The organism is Porphyromonas somerae, from assembly GCF_022845615.1.
Taxonomy (GTDB): domain Bacteria; phylum Bacteroidota; class Bacteroidia; order Bacteroidales; family Porphyromonadaceae; genus Porphyromonas_A; species Porphyromonas_A somerae.
On the sequence record NZ_AP025559.1, the window covers coordinates 1,830,479 to 1,846,292 of the forward strand.

General features: G+C 49.1%; 13 protein-coding genes, 1 tRNA gene and 1 riboswitch. Of the genes, 5 read left to right on the forward strand and 9 right to left on the reverse strand.

Going from position 1 to position 15,814, the window contains the following annotated elements:
* Positions 1-33: 33 nt before the first annotated feature.
* The 6 genes from MWL85_RS07880 to MWL85_RS07905 form a co-directional block, all read right to left on the reverse strand.
* Positions 34-118, reverse strand: a tRNA-Ser gene (locus tag MWL85_RS07880).
* Between the two features lie 115 nt (positions 119-233).
* Complete coding sequence (locus MWL85_RS07885; RefSeq protein ID WP_244400302.1) at positions 234-1,325, reverse strand: mannose-1-phosphate guanylyltransferase; 1,092 nt, start codon at positions 1,323-1,325, stop codon at positions 234-236.
* Positions 1,326-1,329: 4 nt separating this feature from the next.
* Complete coding sequence (locus tag MWL85_RS07890; protein WP_244400303.1) at positions 1,330-3,075, reverse strand: bifunctional metallophosphatase/5'-nucleotidase; 1,746 nt, start codon at positions 3,073-3,075, stop codon at positions 1,330-1,332.
* Between the two features lie 11 nt (positions 3,076-3,086).
* Positions 3,087-5,255: a S46 family peptidase gene (locus MWL85_RS07895; protein WP_244400304.1), complete on the reverse strand. Its 2,169-nt coding sequence runs from the start codon at positions 5,253-5,255 to the stop codon at positions 3,087-3,089.
* A gap of 22 nt (positions 5,256-5,277) precedes the next feature.
* Positions 5,278-5,766 carry a CYTH domain-containing protein gene (locus tag MWL85_RS07900; protein WP_018027956.1) on the reverse strand — a complete coding sequence of 163 codons (489 nt, stop codon included), beginning with the start codon at positions 5,764-5,766 and terminating at the stop codon, positions 5,278-5,280.
* A 21-nt stretch (positions 5,767-5,787) separates the two neighbouring features.
* On the reverse strand, positions 5,788-6,867 hold the full coding sequence (locus MWL85_RS07905; protein ID WP_244400305.1) for a Smr/MutS family protein: 1,080 nt from the start codon (positions 6,865-6,867) through the stop codon (positions 5,788-5,790).
* A gap of 482 nt (positions 6,868-7,349) precedes the next feature.
* Here MWL85_RS07905 and MWL85_RS07910 point away from each other — a divergent pair, with 482 nt between their 5' ends.
* The 5 genes from MWL85_RS07910 to MWL85_RS07930 all read left to right on the forward strand — a co-directional run bounded on the left by MWL85_RS07910 (position 7,350) and on the right by MWL85_RS07930 (position 12,426).
* A complete protein-coding gene (locus tag MWL85_RS07910) occupies positions 7,350-7,658 on the forward strand; it encodes a DUF4286 family protein (RefSeq protein ID WP_244400306.1) in 309 nt (102 codons plus the stop codon).
* Positions 7,655-8,596 (forward strand): 16S rRNA (cytosine(1402)-N(4))-methyltransferase RsmH, encoded by a 942-nt coding sequence (gene rsmH, locus MWL85_RS07915; RefSeq protein ID WP_244400307.1) that lies wholly within the window; start codon positions 7,655-7,657, stop codon positions 8,594-8,596. The genes MWL85_RS07910 and rsmH overlap by 4 nt, the downstream gene beginning before the upstream one ends.
* 209 nt (positions 8,597-8,805) lie before the next feature.
* Positions 8,806-9,240, forward strand: coding sequence for a hypothetical protein (locus MWL85_RS07920; RefSeq protein WP_244400172.1), 435 nt, complete (start codon positions 8,806-8,808; stop codon positions 9,238-9,240).
* A 5-nt stretch (positions 9,241-9,245) separates the two neighbouring features.
* Positions 9,246-10,178, forward strand: coding sequence for an IS3 family transposase (locus tag MWL85_RS07925; protein ID WP_244400171.1), 933 nt, complete (start codon positions 9,246-9,248; stop codon positions 10,176-10,178).
* Between the two features lie 681 nt (positions 10,179-10,859).
* Positions 10,860-11,058, reverse strand: a riboswitch (cobalamin riboswitch).
* Between the two features lie 153 nt (positions 11,059-11,211).
* Positions 11,212-12,426, forward strand: a complete 1,215-nt coding sequence (locus MWL85_RS07930) for an L-serine ammonia-lyase, iron-sulfur-dependent, subunit alpha (RefSeq protein ID WP_244400308.1) — start codon at positions 11,212-11,214, stop codon at positions 12,424-12,426.
* Positions 12,427-12,487: 61 nt separating this feature from the next.
* On the opposite strand, the gene MWL85_RS07935 is transcribed toward MWL85_RS07930, so the two are convergent.
* From MWL85_RS07935 to MWL85_RS07945, 3 genes are all read right to left on the reverse strand, one after another.
* Positions 12,488-13,096 (reverse strand): LysO family transporter, encoded by a 609-nt coding sequence (locus MWL85_RS07935; protein ID WP_244400309.1) that lies wholly within the window; start codon positions 13,094-13,096, stop codon positions 12,488-12,490.
* Entirely contained in the window at positions 13,093-13,362 is a 270-nt protein-coding gene (locus MWL85_RS07940) for a LysO family transporter (protein WP_244400310.1), read from the reverse strand. Before MWL85_RS07940 ends, MWL85_RS07935 begins: the two co-directional genes overlap by 4 nt.
* A 223-nt stretch (positions 13,363-13,585) precedes the next feature.
* A complete protein-coding gene (locus MWL85_RS07945; protein ID WP_244400311.1) occupies positions 13,586-15,805 on the reverse strand; it encodes a HEAT repeat domain-containing protein in 2,220 nt (739 codons plus the stop codon).
* Positions 15,806-15,814 lie beyond the last annotated feature (9 nt).

The window sequence follows — 15,814 nt, forward strand, 5'->3', positions numbered from 1 at the left end:
TGCTCTCTGGCGGTGCTACCAGAGTACTTAAAGCGGAGAGGGAGGGATTCGAACCCCCGGAGGCTCGCACCTCAACGGTTTTCAAGACCGCCGCAATCGACCACTCTGCCACCTCTCCTTACCCTTGAAGAACTCGTTAGAGCCTCAAAAGTGTTGCAAAGATACTAAAATATTTGATATCACCAACCTTCCGGCTCATTCTTTTTTGATTTCGAGCCGAAAAAAGGTGAAAACTACTTCTTCAGCTTCTTTGCGTAGGTATCCATCCAAGCGTGGAGCTTCTTCTCATCACTCTTAGGGGCTATGAGGAGCGTATCCTCCAAGTCCACCACTAGGTAGTCCTCCAGCCCTATCACCACCACATCCTTTCCTGACACCCCTTGATGCACCATGGTATGTGGACTATTATCGAGTATCAATCGGCCCTTTGCAGGTGCCTTATCACTGACCTGAGGAGGGTTTTGGGTTTGGTATCGGTAAAGGTTCTGCCACGTACCAAGGTCATCCCAATCGAACGCCCCATGAATGGTAGCAACCCCTTCGGCCTTTTCCATCACCCCATAATCAATAGAGATGGATGGCGAAGCCAAAAAGGCTCTTGCCACCGCCTCCGTCTCATTGGCACTTCCATAAGCATCAATCTCGGCAAAAAGGACCGCCACCTCGGGAAGATACCGCTCCAGTGCCTCAATAATATCCCTCACTCGCCAGATGAATATCCCTGAATTCCAAAGATAGTTACCCGTTGCCAAAAGCTTGATTGCTTCCTCTTCAGAGGGTTTTTCCTGAAAACGGATAATCGGACCGATGCCATCAGCTTTGGCTTGCTCCGTCATCTCAATATACCCATACCCTGTAGCTGGATAAGTCGGCTCAATCCCAATCGTCATCAGGCAGTGGTGATCTCTTGCATAGTCGGCTGCCTTGAGCACCGTCTCCTTAAATAGACCCACATTTTGGATATGCTGGTCGGCAGGAGAGGCAATCATCACCGCATCGGGATTAATGCTGGCGATCTTGTAAGCAGCATAGGCAATGGCAGGAGCGGTATTTCGTCGCTCAGGCTCAGTAAGGATCTGACTAGGGTGCAGGGCAGGCAGCTCCCTTAGCATCTGAGCTTCAAACTGCTTCCCCGTCATCACATAGATATTCTCCTCCGGGATAAAGGGGTCAAAGCGGTCAAAAGTCTCCTGTATCATCGTCCGCCCAGATTCAATTATATCTAGGAATTGCTTCGGTCGGTCGTTTCTACTCCAAGGCCAAAAGCGGGACCCCACTCCGCCAGCCATGATCACACAATAATTATCCTTTGATAAGCTATTCATAGTATCACTGCTTTAGATGACTAAATAGAGTGGTGCTATCTCGCTGTATAGCAGGCTCCGTCCACTCTCTTGGTTCGAACGACCACTTTGCCTTAATGGTAGGCGTATAGGGGTCGTATTTCTGCAGAAAGAGCATAAAGTAATGCCTTAAGTCTCGCTCCGTTGTCTCCACAATTCTATCCTGCAACTCCTGAACTGGAATGCCAGCACCTTTGGTAAGCAAGCCACCTCCGCCCGAACCACGATACGAATTGACCGCCACTAAATAGGTGCGTTGAGGGTCAAATGGAGCCACCCCTACAGAGGTAATCCTTACCCGCTCTCCACGAGGTCTCCGCACGTCCACCGTATAGGTGATGCCCGAAGCGGTATCAAAGTTGTATGTGGGATGAGCTGTAGCCAAATACTGACCACCAAAGTACTCTTCATTGATCTGAATCAAGCCATCAGCGGGGCCCGACATGGTTTGTATCCAGCGGTCGTAGCTCTCCTCTAGAGCTCCACGCACCTCCTCACCCGACAGACGCATTAGGTAAAGGCTATTTTCGTAGCGATAGAGCTTAAATAGGTCACGAATAGAGATGGTTCCTTTCTTTAATAGGACATTAAAGTCCAATGGTGCCGTGAGGGTTATCTCAGCTTTTGGGAAGGTAAACTGCTCCACCTGATGGATAAGGTCGGTAAAGGTCGCAGGGCGGAAGAATGAGCTCCTCGCATCGATATTCTCCGTCAGATGCCCTACTGGTGACGAAATAAATGCATCAACCGCCTCACGCTCTTTTGCGAAGCTCGCCATAAAGGAAGGGTCGGGCTCTACCTCCTTAAGAGAGACAATCTTAGGTGTGATCTTAATAGAACTAGCGCCATTAGATTGCTTACAGAAGAATACCTCAGTATCACTTACACTCATGGCATCACTACCAGGATTAAGGAGGTAAGTCACCTTTCCATTCTGATGTACTACTGAGTCCAGCAACTCTTTATGATCATGCCCCAAAAGGATTAAGTCTAGCTCTGGCACCTCACGTGCCATCTGATAGCCCACATGCTCTGCCTTGGGGTAGTAAGCACCGTCTCTATTTCCACTACCACTGTGGATCAAAGCCACAATCATATCGGGCTTCGAGGCCTTTATCTCGTCTACATACTTACGAACCGTCTCCACCTGATCGGTCAGCTTCATACCGCTCCAAAGGTGAGCCGGCAGGTTGTCAGTAAGACTAGGTGTAGTGGTTCCGATCACCGCAATCCTTCGTCCACCCTTATTGACGATCACAAAAGGCTGGAAGTAGGGCTCCTCACTCTCCTCCCTCAGCACATTGGCACCAAGTGCAGGGATATTAAGCTGAGTCACAAACTTATCGTAAACGCTATGCCCCGTCTCTATGTCGTGGTTACCCATCGTAATGGCATCATACCCATACTGATTGAAAAAGGTAGCCAACGGAGGCACTCCCACCGTATCAATATAATTATAGTAGTAGGCTGTAGGCTGGCCCTGTAGGATATCTCCTGCATCGAGGAGCAACACTTCCTGATTGCTCTCCTTTAGTTCCTGCACATAGGCAGCAACCCGTGCATAGCTTCCTTCGCTAGGCTGGTCATTGACCAAGTCATAGGGGAATAGGCGACCATGCACATCAGTGGTATGTACGATGCGAATAGATTGGCACTGCTCCTCCTTGCGACACCCCGACAAAGTCAGGATGCAGCAAAAGAGCAGCAGTGCTTTTAGTAGACTTCTATTCATAAATCCACTTTTTACTCAACGATATCCAACTCATTCATCAGTCTATCAGCCCCTAGATATTTATCCAATATCATCAGTAGATATCTCACATCTAGGATAATACTCCGCTGATAATCGGGCAGATACTCGATATCACCACCAACGCCCTCCCAGTTGCGGTCGAAGTTGATGCCCACAAGCTCACCCTTACCATTCACCAAAGGCGAACCCGAGTTTCCACCGGTAGTATGAGTAGTTGCCACAATATTCACAGGCATCTTACCATTTGGCAGAGCCCAGCGCCCGAAGTCCTTATTACGGTAGATATCCACCACCTTAGGGAGGAGATAAAATTCAGGGCTTTCGTCATCCCACTTCTCCATAATTCCATCCATAGTGGTCTGAGCGCCATAATAGACATTGTCCCTAGGCACATAACCCTTGATCTGACCAAAGGTGTAGCGAAGTGTAAGATTGGCATCAGGCCAAAGGTTCATCTCCCCATCCATCTCCAGCATTCCTTGTAGCAAGGTACGGCGAGCTAGAGCAAAGTCACGGTCATACTCCGAGAGTGCTTTGGAGATAGTCTTCATATCCTCACGCACTGAGAAAGCGAGTAAAGTGACAGGGTCTAACGCATAGGCCACCTCACCCCCTTCAGAGCTCAGTACCTCCACCATCTTCGCCTTATCGAAATAGATCGATTCATCAAAGATAGCACCCAAGTCCTTACTTTCCATCAAGCTTCGGATAGTAAAAGGGGTTTGCAATTGAATCGATAGCTCCTGCCCCTCCGTCACACGGTCAATGTACTTCAGCACCGCCTCAAACATCGCAGCGGTCACCTTGCGATCTACCTCCTTATTGTAGTCCTTGTCAAAGTAGCCGAGGATCACCTCATCGTACCATTTAGCGGCCGCCTGTGGGTCACGAAGTTGCCTCAACTCCTCATCACTTTTGATCAGCGGAGCCTTAGCCGTCTCCACCGCTCTCCAGAGCCCCTCCTCATAGATCTTGGCGAGTGCCCGGAGCGTAGCCCGCTCCTTCACCATCGCCTCTATCTTAGCAACCGCCTCGGCATACTCAGGCTTATTCTGCTGCTTACTGTAGGCAAGGAGGCGATCCACCATCTCCTGCTTCACCGCCTCAAAGTTCTTCTTACGTGCTGCCCAACTGGTGCCAATCGCATTCTTATAAGCGTTGGTCGAACCTTGATACTTTGCAGCATATTGGATATTGACCGCTTCATCCTTCATCATCTCCTCCCACATTGCCTCTTGGCGCACCTTACGAAGGTCAATTCGGATCTGGTTATCCACCTCCAGACGCTCCCGCACCTCGCTAGGAGTGTAGAAGTGATTGGTAGTGCCTGGGAAGCCCATCATCATCACGAAGTCACCCTCCTCTACCCCCTTGCCACTCACCTTGAGGTAATACTTAGGCTTCAAAGGCACATTCTCGGCTGAGTACTCTGCTGGCGAACCATCGGGTGCCGTGTAGATTCGGAAGACCGAAAAGTCACCCGAGTGCCTAGGCCACTCCCAGTTGTCTGTATCGGCACCAAACTTACCGATACAGCTAGGTGGTGCTGCCACTAAGCGGATATCCGAGTACTGCTTCTTCACAAAGAGATAATACCTATTGCCCTCATAAAAAGGAGCCATATCCAAGGTCACCCCTGCTGTGAGTGCTCCTCTATTCTCCACATACCACTGCTCGGCCACCTTACGCAGATAACCACGACGCATATACACGAGAGGGTCCTGCTCCCCTACCTTCTCCAAATACTGACTGAGATAGTCCGTAGCATCAACAATCTCCTCCACAATCGTCACATTCAGCCCCGGATTGGGGAGCTCATCCCTGAGGGTAGGCGCATAAAAGCCATCGCGGAGATAGTTGGACTCTACCGAACTATGGCTCTGAATCTCACCATAACCACAGTGATGGTTGGTAAAGACCAGACCTTGGCTCGAGACAATCTCCCCCGTACAGCCACCGCCAAATTGCACCACGGCATCGCCCAAAGCCCCCCGACCAGGATTATAGATCTCCTCAGCCGATAGCTTCAAGCCCATCTCCTGCATCCGCTTTAGGTTTTGCTGCTTCAAAAATTGCAGCATCCACATTCCTCCATCTGCCACTGCCCATGGTGCCACTAGCACCATAGCGAGCAAAGTAAGTAAGTATCTTCTCTTCATAATAGTCACTTTATATTTTAGATTAGTTATTCCATGTACTATAGGGGTGTACTGCTAGGTAGTTATTGAGGTATCTCTTGTCGTTCGTCACTTCTTCACCGACCCACTCCGGCAACTCCACCTCAGTATCCACTGATGGGAGCTCCAACTCCGCTACGATCAAGCCTTCATTTTCCTCGAGGAAAAAGTCCACCTCCCACTTGTTTTCACCGATCACGATGATATGACGTTGCTTCACCACCTTTGTAAAAGGGCTCAGCTCCATAATCTCCAAAGCGTCCTCCACAGGGATAGGGTACTCAAATTCACTCCGCACCGCTAGGTTTTCCCTAGAAGCTTGCTTGATGGTTAGAAAAGCCTCTTCCATATTGACCAAACGGACCCGCACCGAGGCGCCTTCTCCACCCTCCCCTTTTGCCACATAAGACTGCTGAATATTTAGCACCTCGTCACTCTCCGGAAGTGACGCTCCCGTCTTGAGTAAAAACTTACGCTCTATCTCTACACCCATAATATATATTGAATCAATTTCTTATCTAATAGTTACCTGAGTGGCACCAAAGCCATACTCTTGGAAAGAGGCATCCTGCAAATCGTGGCGAGGAAACTTCCGATGGATTAAGTCCCACACCGCTTTCCTCAGCACCCCCTCACCCTTACCGTGGATAAAGATTACCTTCTCCCCCACGTGATTAGGCTTGCGTCGGCTACGGAGTACCTCCTCCACCTTCTCAAGCTGTATCTCAAGCATATCCTTAGGCTCCATGCCAAGGGTACTATCCACCAATTCATTAATGTGGAGGTCTACCACTAGTGGCTCCCCCTTGTGGCTAGCGACACCTTTTCTAGCTCTTCTCTTAGGGCTATCCAATTGCACTTTAGCCCGCATCATCTCGCTAGCCAATTGCTCTGCCTCCACCTTTTTAGTCACCAGTGGCTGATCCTGCTTTACTAGCTCAAAGGTGATCGCCCCATCATCAAAGTAAGGGCTCTCCACGAAGGCACCCTCCTTCAAAAATCGAGCACCATCTATCTTCAGCTCAAAGCTCATCGCCTGCTTAGGTTGGTAGGCGATACCACCCTCCTTAAAGGCAAGTAGCTGCACCGTTGTCCGACTACGCTCTGGTAGCTCCAAAGGGTCGAAGCTCTCCAGCTCTTCACTGCTATCAAAGGGTACCACCCCGCTATACCTCAGCTCCTGCTCTGCCCCGCGACCCGAGCTATAGGCGACAAAGAGGTCGTAGTTGGAGTCATTCACCAGATAAACCTCATAGCGACAATGCCCTATCTGGCCTCCCTCCTCAGGAAGGTAGCATAGCGATACATTCAGTCGCTCCCCCTCTGAGTCACTACTGCGTTTCACTGTAGGGCGAATCTCTGGCTGTGAGGTCGCTTTATTAGGCGAAGGAAGTGGACTCTCTTTCGACGACAAACTAGTCTCTGGTCCCTCCACCTTCAGCACTTCAGACTGAAGCACCGGCACCTCAAAGCCACTCTCATCCTCTACATAGACTACCCCACTACTGCGGAGTACTCTACGCACCACACCACCACCAGTGGCATCCATAAATCGGACCCTATCCCCCACCTTAAGTGCTTTATCTATTCCCATAATGATACTTTTAGAATACAAATATAACCAAAATTAAGGAGAAAGAACCCACACAACGCTCCTTCGACCCTTTTCTAGCCGACAGTCTCTCTATACCAGTCCAAGAGACACACAAAAAAATAGAAAGACAGCTCACGCGCCCCAACCCTAAATCGGACGAATAACCAATAATGTGGCGCATTAAAAAGTCAAAAAAGCACCTTTGCAACTTGCTGAAATACAGCGAACTATAAAAGGCAAAATTGAGATGCAACTAAGCGATTGTTTAGTTGCAACTAAGTAATTGCTTTGTTGCATCTCATCGATCGCTTAGTTGCATCTCAACTTTTGCTCCTCTCGGGCCTTGTTTTTTTGGTGGTAAGGTACAGGGAGAATAGCCCTCCACTTTCACCCTCTATTGTATCGAGCAGTATATTGCTTGTGATTCCTATTTGGAGGTTACTAGCGAGTTGGGATTGTGCTTTTTTTGGTACCTTTGGGCTATGAAAGGATATCTATATAATGTGACTATTAGCGGTGATCGTAGTTGTAGTGGCGACCTACTCTACTACGTGGAGCACCGCCTTTTCCCCGCTTGGTCGGAGCGAGAGGGCTGGAGTGCAGCCAAGCTACTCAGGATCCCTACTCCGGTGGAGGATGGTGTCTCTGTTGCCCTCCAATTTGAACTCACTTCCCCCGCATTACTTGAGGGGTTTGAGCTAGTTGAAGACCCACTCGTGACCCGTGTACTAGAGTTATATGGTGAGAGGGTTGGATTTTTCCCCACCCTTATGGAGATTATAGGTAGATGAAGAGCGAAGAGGTGATACGTGCGGAAGGGTACCATGTGCCAGTGCTGTGCGAGGAGAGCGTCCAGGCATTAGTCACCGACCCCAATGGTATCTACATTGACTGCACCTTTGGTGGCGGTGGACACTCACGTCGCATCCTAGAGGCACTCTCCCCAAAGGGGCATCTCTTCGGACTAGACCGCGACCCCGATGCAGCCCGCGAGTGCCACATTGAGGATCCACGCTTTACGTTCGTCCGCACCAACTTCCGCCACCTCCGCCACTTTATGGACTTCTACGGTATTGAGCAAGTAGATGGCATCTTAGCAGACCTTGGGCTCTCTAGCCACCACCTAGATGATGAGCAAAGGGGATTCTCCTTTCGCTTCGATGGTCCCCTTGATATGCGAATGAATAGCAAAGGGGGGCAAACCGCTGCAGAGCTGATCACCGCCCTTGATCGCGACCAGCTTGGGGCTCTCCTCGCCACCTATGGCGAGCTCAAGGGGAGCTACCGTATCGCTACACTTCTCAAAGAGGCCTCGGAGCGTGGGCAGCTCTCTACTATTGGAGAATTACTCACCGCAGTGGCACCAGTAGTGCCAGAGAGAGATAAGCAGTCGCTAGCCAAGCTATTCCAAGCTCTCCGGATCGCTGTCAATGATGAGATAGGGGCACTTCACCAGTTACTCAGCGATGGCTGCCAACTTCTAGCACCAGAGAGGCGATTTGTGGTCATCACCTATCACTCACTCGAGGACCGACCCGTTAAGCACTTCTTCCGCACTGGAAATATTGAGGGTATCCGCCAAACAGACACCTTTGGTGCTCCCATCACCCCCCTCAAACCACTACAAGCCAAGCCCATCCTCCCCTCCCAAGAGGAGATCGCCCTCAATCCTCGTGCACGTAGTGCAAAGCTCCGCATCGCCATTAAGCAAGGGAACTCGGAAGATTAAGCAGGGGTTGCGCATTAGAAAGAGTCTTACTATGAATGACCTCCCCTCGTGGGAGGTCTGATGGATCCTAGCCCCCATTCGAGGCTCGTAGAGCCGATGAATGGGGGTAAATAAGGCGACCATAATCCACGACCCCTTGCGGGTCGGACAACCTATTCCAAGATTATTGTGTCTTGTCCTAGAAAAAGTTGACTCATAGATAGATTTTTATGAGTAAGTTTGTAAAAAGGAGTCAACTCCAGAAGATTTATTTTGACCGAGTTATTCACCTCTATTTTGAGGAAAACTTAGGTTATACCCAGATTTCACACCTTGTCCCTATTGGAAGGACTACGATCCTGGAGTGGGTTCATAGGTACCTAGATTCTGGGTTAGACGAAGTTATAGAGATGAAGGCGAAGAAAAAGAAGAAACAAGAAGAGCACCGCGGATATCGCAGGTATTATTATTCGGATGTGGCGTCAGGCGGGGCGTCAGGCGGGGCGCCTGAGAAAAGCTCAGTTGATTTAGAAAGAAGGGTTCAAGAGCTTGAAAAACAGCTTTTTAGGCAGACTGTTTTGACAGATGCATTGAATGAATTAATCAATGTGGCAGAAGAGAATTTCCGCATCCAAATAAGAAAAAAAGCTGGCACCAAACGGTAGATCGCTTGCACGCACAGGATCTGAAGAAATATACAATACAGCTCCTTTGCGACCTGTTTGGTGTAAGTAAGCAAGCCTATTACAAGCGAAAAAAGTCAAAACTTCATGCCAATATGGCACTTGAAGAGATGGCTGTTGAGTACGTTCTTGAGACCCGAGAGAAAGCCCCTGGCATGGGCGGTAAGAAGCTGTGGCATATGTATAAGCGAGAGTTTAAGGAGGGGACTCCACTAGGGAGAGACCGTTTTCTTGACACTCTAGACAAGCACGGCTTGAAGCTAAGGCAACGTAAAAGAAAGCCGAGAACCACCAACTCCAATCACGGTTTTAAGCTCTATGGTAACCTCGTAAAAGATATGATACCAGAAAGAGCTAATCAGGTATGGGTGAGCGACATAACGTATATCCCCATCCATTATGACGGAGTACATCATAAGTTTAGCTACCTATCCGTGATCTTAGACTCATACTCAAAAGAAATTGTCGGGTGGAGCCTAGGCGATAGCCTAGACACTAAGTACCCTATTGAAGCTCTAAATCAGGCACTTAAGAAACTTAAATCGAATGGTAAAGCTAACGATAAGCTCATTCATCACTCAGACAGAGGCTGCCAGTATGCCAGCCACCAGTATGTGGATATTCTTAAAAAGAATGACATAGATATAAGTATGACAGAAACCCCAGATCCCAAAGATAATGCACAAGCAGAGAGGATCAATAACACTATAAAGAATGAGCTCTTAAAAGGCAAACGTTTTAAAACCATCAAAGAGGCAAAGGCTGAATTAACCTCAGTCATAGAGTTTTACAACACAAAAAGGCCTCACATGAGTCTCGACTATATGACACCTGTTGAAGCCTCAAAGTGCAAAGGGAAAATCCCCAAGAGGTGGAAAAGCTATAGAGAGGAGTACCTTGAAAATCAAAAAATAGGATAGGTGCCCAAGTTTTGGTACCTTTAGTCCTGTGAGGGGTTTCCTTACGGGCTACGCCCTCCAGTCAACCCCTCACAGGACTAAAGGCTAGAAAGTCAACATAAAGCAGGATTAATAACAACGTAACATTAACCGAGTCAACCTTTTTCAGGAAACCACATTGCGATCTCCTAGGCTCTGTTGTCCGACCCGCAAGGGGTCGTGAAATAGGCGGTGGGTGGCCGTTAATCCCCCGGTCGTTCGGGGGCGTTTGCCCCCTCCGACTCGGGGGCTAGGATCCGTCGGACCTCTGCCGAGGTCCATCTTTCTTAAAGCGTAACCCCTGACACTCAAACTTCTCCATTTCTTTCTTGTAAAACGTCTCCCACACATCAGAAAATCGTGTGGGTTAAGTAAACCTACCCAAAAGTGACAAATAAAAAGGAAGTGGATGCGAGGCGATGATTGCAAAACCACGACATCCACTTCCAAGAGTGGCTTGAGTGGACACTAAAGGCAGAAGTGTACACTCTCTGCTGCTCCATTGCTGTGCATATCAATGTCGTGAAGCTTCACAGATTCACGCTCATCTTCCTGATCAAATCACCACATCAGCAATCTTAGCCCTCTTCGTGTTGCGGTCAAAGAAAGGGAATTGACTAGACTAAGTCGTTCTGTGGCACCTCTCCAACCCTCGAGAGAGATACAAAATGCACATTGAAGGCAGGTTTTCTGACTTGTCTCCGTCTCCAGCTCCTTCCCATAAGAGACTACTCTCACAGTGGTTTACGCTAGAGCGTTTGGTAAGACTTACAGCAGCGGGACTGTACAGGACTTTCACCTGTTTCCCTTTTAACCTTAATGGTCGAATAACCACCAAAGCACCTTCATATGGCAAAGATAATAACAATTGCTAAATCTACCAAATCAGCACTTGCTAATATCTTGAAGTTCTCCTCCTCCCAACCTGACAGAAAAAGCGAATAGGAAGTCACAACAAAAAGTGGTACCTTTGCAGGAAGTTTTCGCATACCAAGAAGCGGTTTATAAAGACAATATGGAGACAATAAAAACAATATATAAGATAGGACACGGGCCATCGAGTAGCCATACTATGGCGCCAAGGCGGGCAGCAGAGATGTTTTCCAAGCGATTTGAGGGTAGCCTTCCCAACCGTTTTAGAGTCACCCTCTACGGCTCTCTTGCCGCCACTGGAAAGGGGCACATGACCGATGTAGCGATCCTCGATGTGCTAGAGCCACTAGCACCGACTAAGATTCTTTGGGAGCCCACGATTGTGCCAGAGTTCCACACCAATGGAATGCTCTTTGAGGCACTCGATGAGAGTGATAAGGTACTCGACGAGTGGAAAGTCTACAGTATCGGTGGTGGCTCATTGGCCAATGAGAGCTTTGATGAGAGCCGCCATGATGAGATCTACCCTCACCACACCCTCACAGATATTATGGTCTACTGCCAGCAGCATCGGATTAACTTTTGGGAGTATGTGGAGCGGTACGACGATCCCTCCGTATGGGATCACATTGCCGAAGTATGGCAAGTGATGAGAGAGGCTGTCCAAAGAGGGCTAGAATCCGATGGAGTACTTCCAGGAGGGCTCAACCTGCGTCGCAAAGCTGGCGAGTACCTGATTCGCGCCAAAGGCTATAAGAGCAATGTCAGTAGCCGTGGGCTAGTTTACTCCTACGCACTCGCCGTTTCGGAGGAAAACGCCTCCGGTCACGTGGTCGCCACCGCCCCCACCTGCGGTTCGTCGGGTGTGGTACCAGCGGTACTCTACCACCTACAGACCTCCCGTGAGTTTCCCGATCGTATGATCCACCGAGCTCTTGCCACAGCCGGACTGATTGGCAACCTCGCCCGTACCAATGCCTCCATCTCTGGTGCCGAAGTGGGTTGCCAAGGTGAGGTGGGTGTAGCGTGTGCTATGGCAGCAGCTGCCGCCAACCAACTTTTTGGAGGAAGCCTCAATCAGATAGAGTATGCAGCCGAGATGGCGCTTGAGCATCACTTAGGTCTCACCTGCGACCCGATATGTGGTTTGGTGCAAATCCCTTGCATCGAGCGCAATGCTTTTGCTGCCGCCCGTGCATTGGATAGCAATACCTTCTCCGCCTTCTCCGATGGGTTCCACCGAGTTACCTTCGACCAAGTGGTAGAAGTGATGAAGCAGACAGGGCACGACCTCCCAAGTCTTTACAAAGAGACCTCCGAAGGCGGACTTGCCACCAACTACTGCATCATTCCCTAAGCGGAAGCACACTTGACACATATATATAAGGCGTATCTGGGTCTCCAGGTACGCCTTATTATTATCCTATAGACAACTCAATGAAGAGTGTCACTATGATCGGCACACTAAAGTCGCAGACAAAGCCATGGTAAATAGCAGGCACCAAGTACTCCTTACCCGAGGCGTTGAGAATGGCTGGAAGTGTCACATCCATCGTCGTAGCCCCGCCAGCAGCAATAGGGGCAAGAGGACCGAGGTATTTTACCAAGAGCGGAGCCAAAAGGAGTGTCAAGAGCTCACGAAACACATTGGAAAAGAGCGCAACAGCACCTAGCGTAATCCCCAGCTTCTCCGTAATAAGGATACTCGAAAGAGAGTAGTAAGCCAACCCTTGCGATACCGCCAACATCTCATAGAGCGATTGCCCAAGGAGCAAAGCAGCCACCACCCCACCACACATACTTCCAATGATTGTCAGGAAAGGCAACGCCAGCAAGCGAGGAGATAACTGCCTAAATCCTCTGATCGTATCACGATCATTCCCCACACTCAAGCCAACTAAAAACAGGAGCAGATAGAGCAGATAATTTCCCAAGTCCGACTCCACAATAGCAGTAGGAACTAAATCAATGCCCCCCAAGGCGAGCCCTAGGAGAAAGGAACCGAGCAATATAAGATTGGACTTCATACCTCCCGATCCTTTTTACCACGTCCAAAGAGCCACGCCATAAGTACACTACCTGCAGTAGAGCACAAAGCTACCACCAGAGCAATCCCTACCACCACCAGTATATTGGCCATCTCACTCTGCGAGTGTGCCACCTCCAGCCCCAGCACAAAGAGTAGCAGACAGATCACCACCATCAAAGCAGTGCTAAGCCCCCTAATCCGTCGCCTCCTCAAGAGCCAACCACATACCACACCCAGTAAAATACAACAAAATAGCTTCCACATCTCCTCACTCTCCAATATCAATAGTTCCCCCTTGCAAATCTACCAAAGATTACCCTACCCTTCGCAACCCCATCCAGCCTTTCCAAAAACGCCAGAGGTCTACACCCCACTGTTAGGATACTATCTTGTGGAAAGTGGTGGTAGCCGAAATAAGTATGGTCCCTTGTGGCAGGACAAATGTGTCGCCACAAGGGATCATAACTATTAGGATACAGCAAAGTACTTAATGAGGAGAGAGTCGCTTGATACTCTTTGTCGCCTCGTGAGAAACGAGCTGTGAAGAATCACCAAGCAAGATAGAAAGCTGCTCTTTGATTTCTGTAGCTTTGCACGAATAATTATACCAGCCTAGCGCCTCAATACTAGCTACTCTCACCGTCTCGCTATTGGAGGCGTCAAGAGCAATCTTGATCAAGGCTTCAGCTACCCTCGCATCTGGAGAGTTACGACAGCTACGTATCGCAAAGAGCTGTTCTTTCACAGACTTCGCATCCTTGCTCTGAGGCAATAGCTCCTGTAGAAGACGCTCCCGTGCACTGTCAGCTACCTGCATATCAGAGAGTAGCTTCTCCACCTGACTTGTAGGATATATAGGTGTGCGTGCCACGATGCTACGAAGCTCTTGAGAGAGCCTGTTACCATCCATCATTTTGAGAGCACCGCTCTGCTTGAATACGATTCGCTTACAGTGGCTATCCTGCAACAAACTTTCTACTAGTGCTGGTGCCAATGCGTCCGAACCATTCTTTCCTAAAAGCTCAACGCTCATCCTCCGAATAAGTTCGTAGCTATCATGCACCCCCTCCTTGAGCACCTCCACGAAGTTGGCATCATTTATCTGACTCAATAACTTCAGTGCTTCTGTCCGTACAATCAGACTATTTGAGGTACGATAGGCATTGAGGAGCAGATCCGACACTTGTGGGTAATCCATTCGGTATAGCATCTTGAGTGCCAAAGCCTGCAAATCTCCCGAAGGCACACGTAGCTGTTGCAACCAGTAATTGGCATCCCTAGCCCTTAGCACCACTTGCTGGCTAAGGTTACTTGGCACTAGCTGGCTATCCGATACGAACCTAAAGGTTGGGTCACCGATAAGGTGCGTCTCAAGGTACATTACCTGCTGATGCCACGAGCCCAACCGCATCCCATTTGCGAGGAGCCCAAGCAGCTCATCTGGCCACTTATCTTGGATAACATTGACAGAATTGGCTTGGACTGCAAGAGTAGTTCCTTCATTAAAGATATACTCTGCCGAAATATTTTCATCAAGATGAAATGAGCCGTTATAGCATGCATCTAGCATCACAAATCTCGCCGCAGGGGCAATAGCACGGAGGTCGTTGATATAGATATCTAGGCCTCTATTAAATAGAGAGTCGGCTGCTTCCTTCTCGGGAGTAAAGGTATCACTGATCCAAGAGATGGGGATATCTAGCTCCTTAGCAACCCTCTGGATCGCTTCATTAGGAGTCTCCCCTTTCCTTAGTCGCCTAGCTCTAGCACGTGCAAATAGCATTATATTCTCCTTAGAGATATCCACACTGCTCCCCTCTCGATATCCATTGATGTATTGATTTTGGGGGGCTCCGTGATGATGAAAGAGCATCACATCGAGATCAGGCTGCTGCACCTCGGTTAGGTAGTAGTACTTTGCGGGGAACTTATCATCATAGTCGATGGCCTTAAAGCGCCCAGTGGGCAGAAACACACCCTCCAGTTGCTCCCTTAGTGCGATTTGCTCTCCTGCCCACGCTTGCTTAGACTCCGAGTTGTAGCCATGGCCACGAGCCATAGTAAGGTGGTCAAGCTTATTCTGAGAGTGGTTAGTTCGCTCCCTCACCACCTTTTGTAGATACTTCGTCAATGCCTGGTACTTCGTCTCACCCTCTCTATTATAGGGTCGGATACGTGCCGAATAGATATCGGACTCTATCCTTTGTGCCCCTTCGCTCGAAAGGGAGTAGAAAAAGAGACCCGGTTTTGCCCCATCATACGGCAGTGGTACAAACTTTAGCCCAAAGCAATCATAGAAACGATCACTGGGCACACTTGAGCGCTCCCATGGGTACCTATTGGGATCCATCTTGAATGCCGATGTGAGATGATGGGCATCTCGGATCATCGCTACAGGTATATCCCCGATCAAGACACACCCCTCAAGTGGAGTGGAGGGGTCTTGATGAAGCTGTTGGAGAAGTGCTCTGATCTCATCAGGGCTACTCCAGTCATGAATAAGGAGATAGGTGCCAAGCCCATCTTGCTCCACCACATCTCGATAGGCATCAACTGCTGCCTTGGCGTTAGCATAGCTCTTACTATCTATCACAATGGCAAATGAAGTGGGAGTGACCACCCTTGGGGTCTCCACCACCTGTGCCATAAGTGATAGTGCACTAATCAATAGGGCGATTATGCCCAATAATATTCTATTGTACTTCATGTTGTAGGT

What these genes read in the sequence shown, in the direction of transcription:
- MWL85_RS07940 (WP_244400310.1), bottom strand. Translation starts at nt 13,362, where the DNA reads ATGTGGAAGCTATTTTGTTGTATTTTACTGGGTGTGGTATGTGGTTGG.
- MWL85_RS07895 (WP_244400304.1), bottom strand. Translation starts at nt 5,255, where the DNA reads ATGAAGAGAAGATACTTACTTACTTTGCTCGCTATGGTGCTAGTGGCA.
- MWL85_RS07935 (WP_244400309.1), bottom strand. Translation starts at nt 13,096, where the DNA reads ATGAAGTCCAATCTTATATTGCTCGGTTCCTTTCTCCTAGGGCTCGCC.
- MWL85_RS07920 (WP_244400172.1), top strand. Translation starts at nt 8,806, where the DNA reads ATGAGTAAGTTTGTAAAAAGGAGTCAACTCCAGAAGATTTATTTTGAC.
- MWL85_RS07930 (WP_244400308.1), top strand. Translation starts at nt 11,212, where the DNA reads ATGGAGACAATAAAAACAATATATAAGATAGGACACGGGCCATCGAGT.
- MWL85_RS07910 (WP_244400306.1), top strand. Translation starts at nt 7,350, where the DNA reads ATGAAAGGATATCTATATAATGTGACTATTAGCGGTGATCGTAGTTGT.
- MWL85_RS07885 (WP_244400302.1), bottom strand. Translation starts at nt 1,325, where the DNA reads ATGAATAGCTTATCAAAGGATAATTATTGTGTGATCATGGCTGGCGGA.
- MWL85_RS07905 (WP_244400305.1), bottom strand. Translation starts at nt 6,867, where the DNA reads ATGGGAATAGATAAAGCACTTAAGGTGGGGGATAGGGTCCGATTTATG.
- MWL85_RS07945 (WP_244400311.1), bottom strand. Translation starts at nt 15,805, where the DNA reads ATGAAGTACAATAGAATATTATTGGGCATAATCGCCCTATTGATTAGT.
- MWL85_RS07890 (WP_244400303.1), bottom strand. Translation starts at nt 3,075, where the DNA reads ATGAATAGAAGTCTACTAAAAGCACTGCTGCTCTTTTGCTGCATCCTG.
- MWL85_RS07900 (WP_018027956.1), bottom strand. Translation starts at nt 5,766, where the DNA reads ATGGGTGTAGAGATAGAGCGTAAGTTTTTACTCAAGACGGGAGCGTCA.
- rsmH (WP_244400307.1), top strand. Translation starts at nt 7,655, where the DNA reads ATGAAGAGCGAAGAGGTGATACGTGCGGAAGGGTACCATGTGCCAGTG.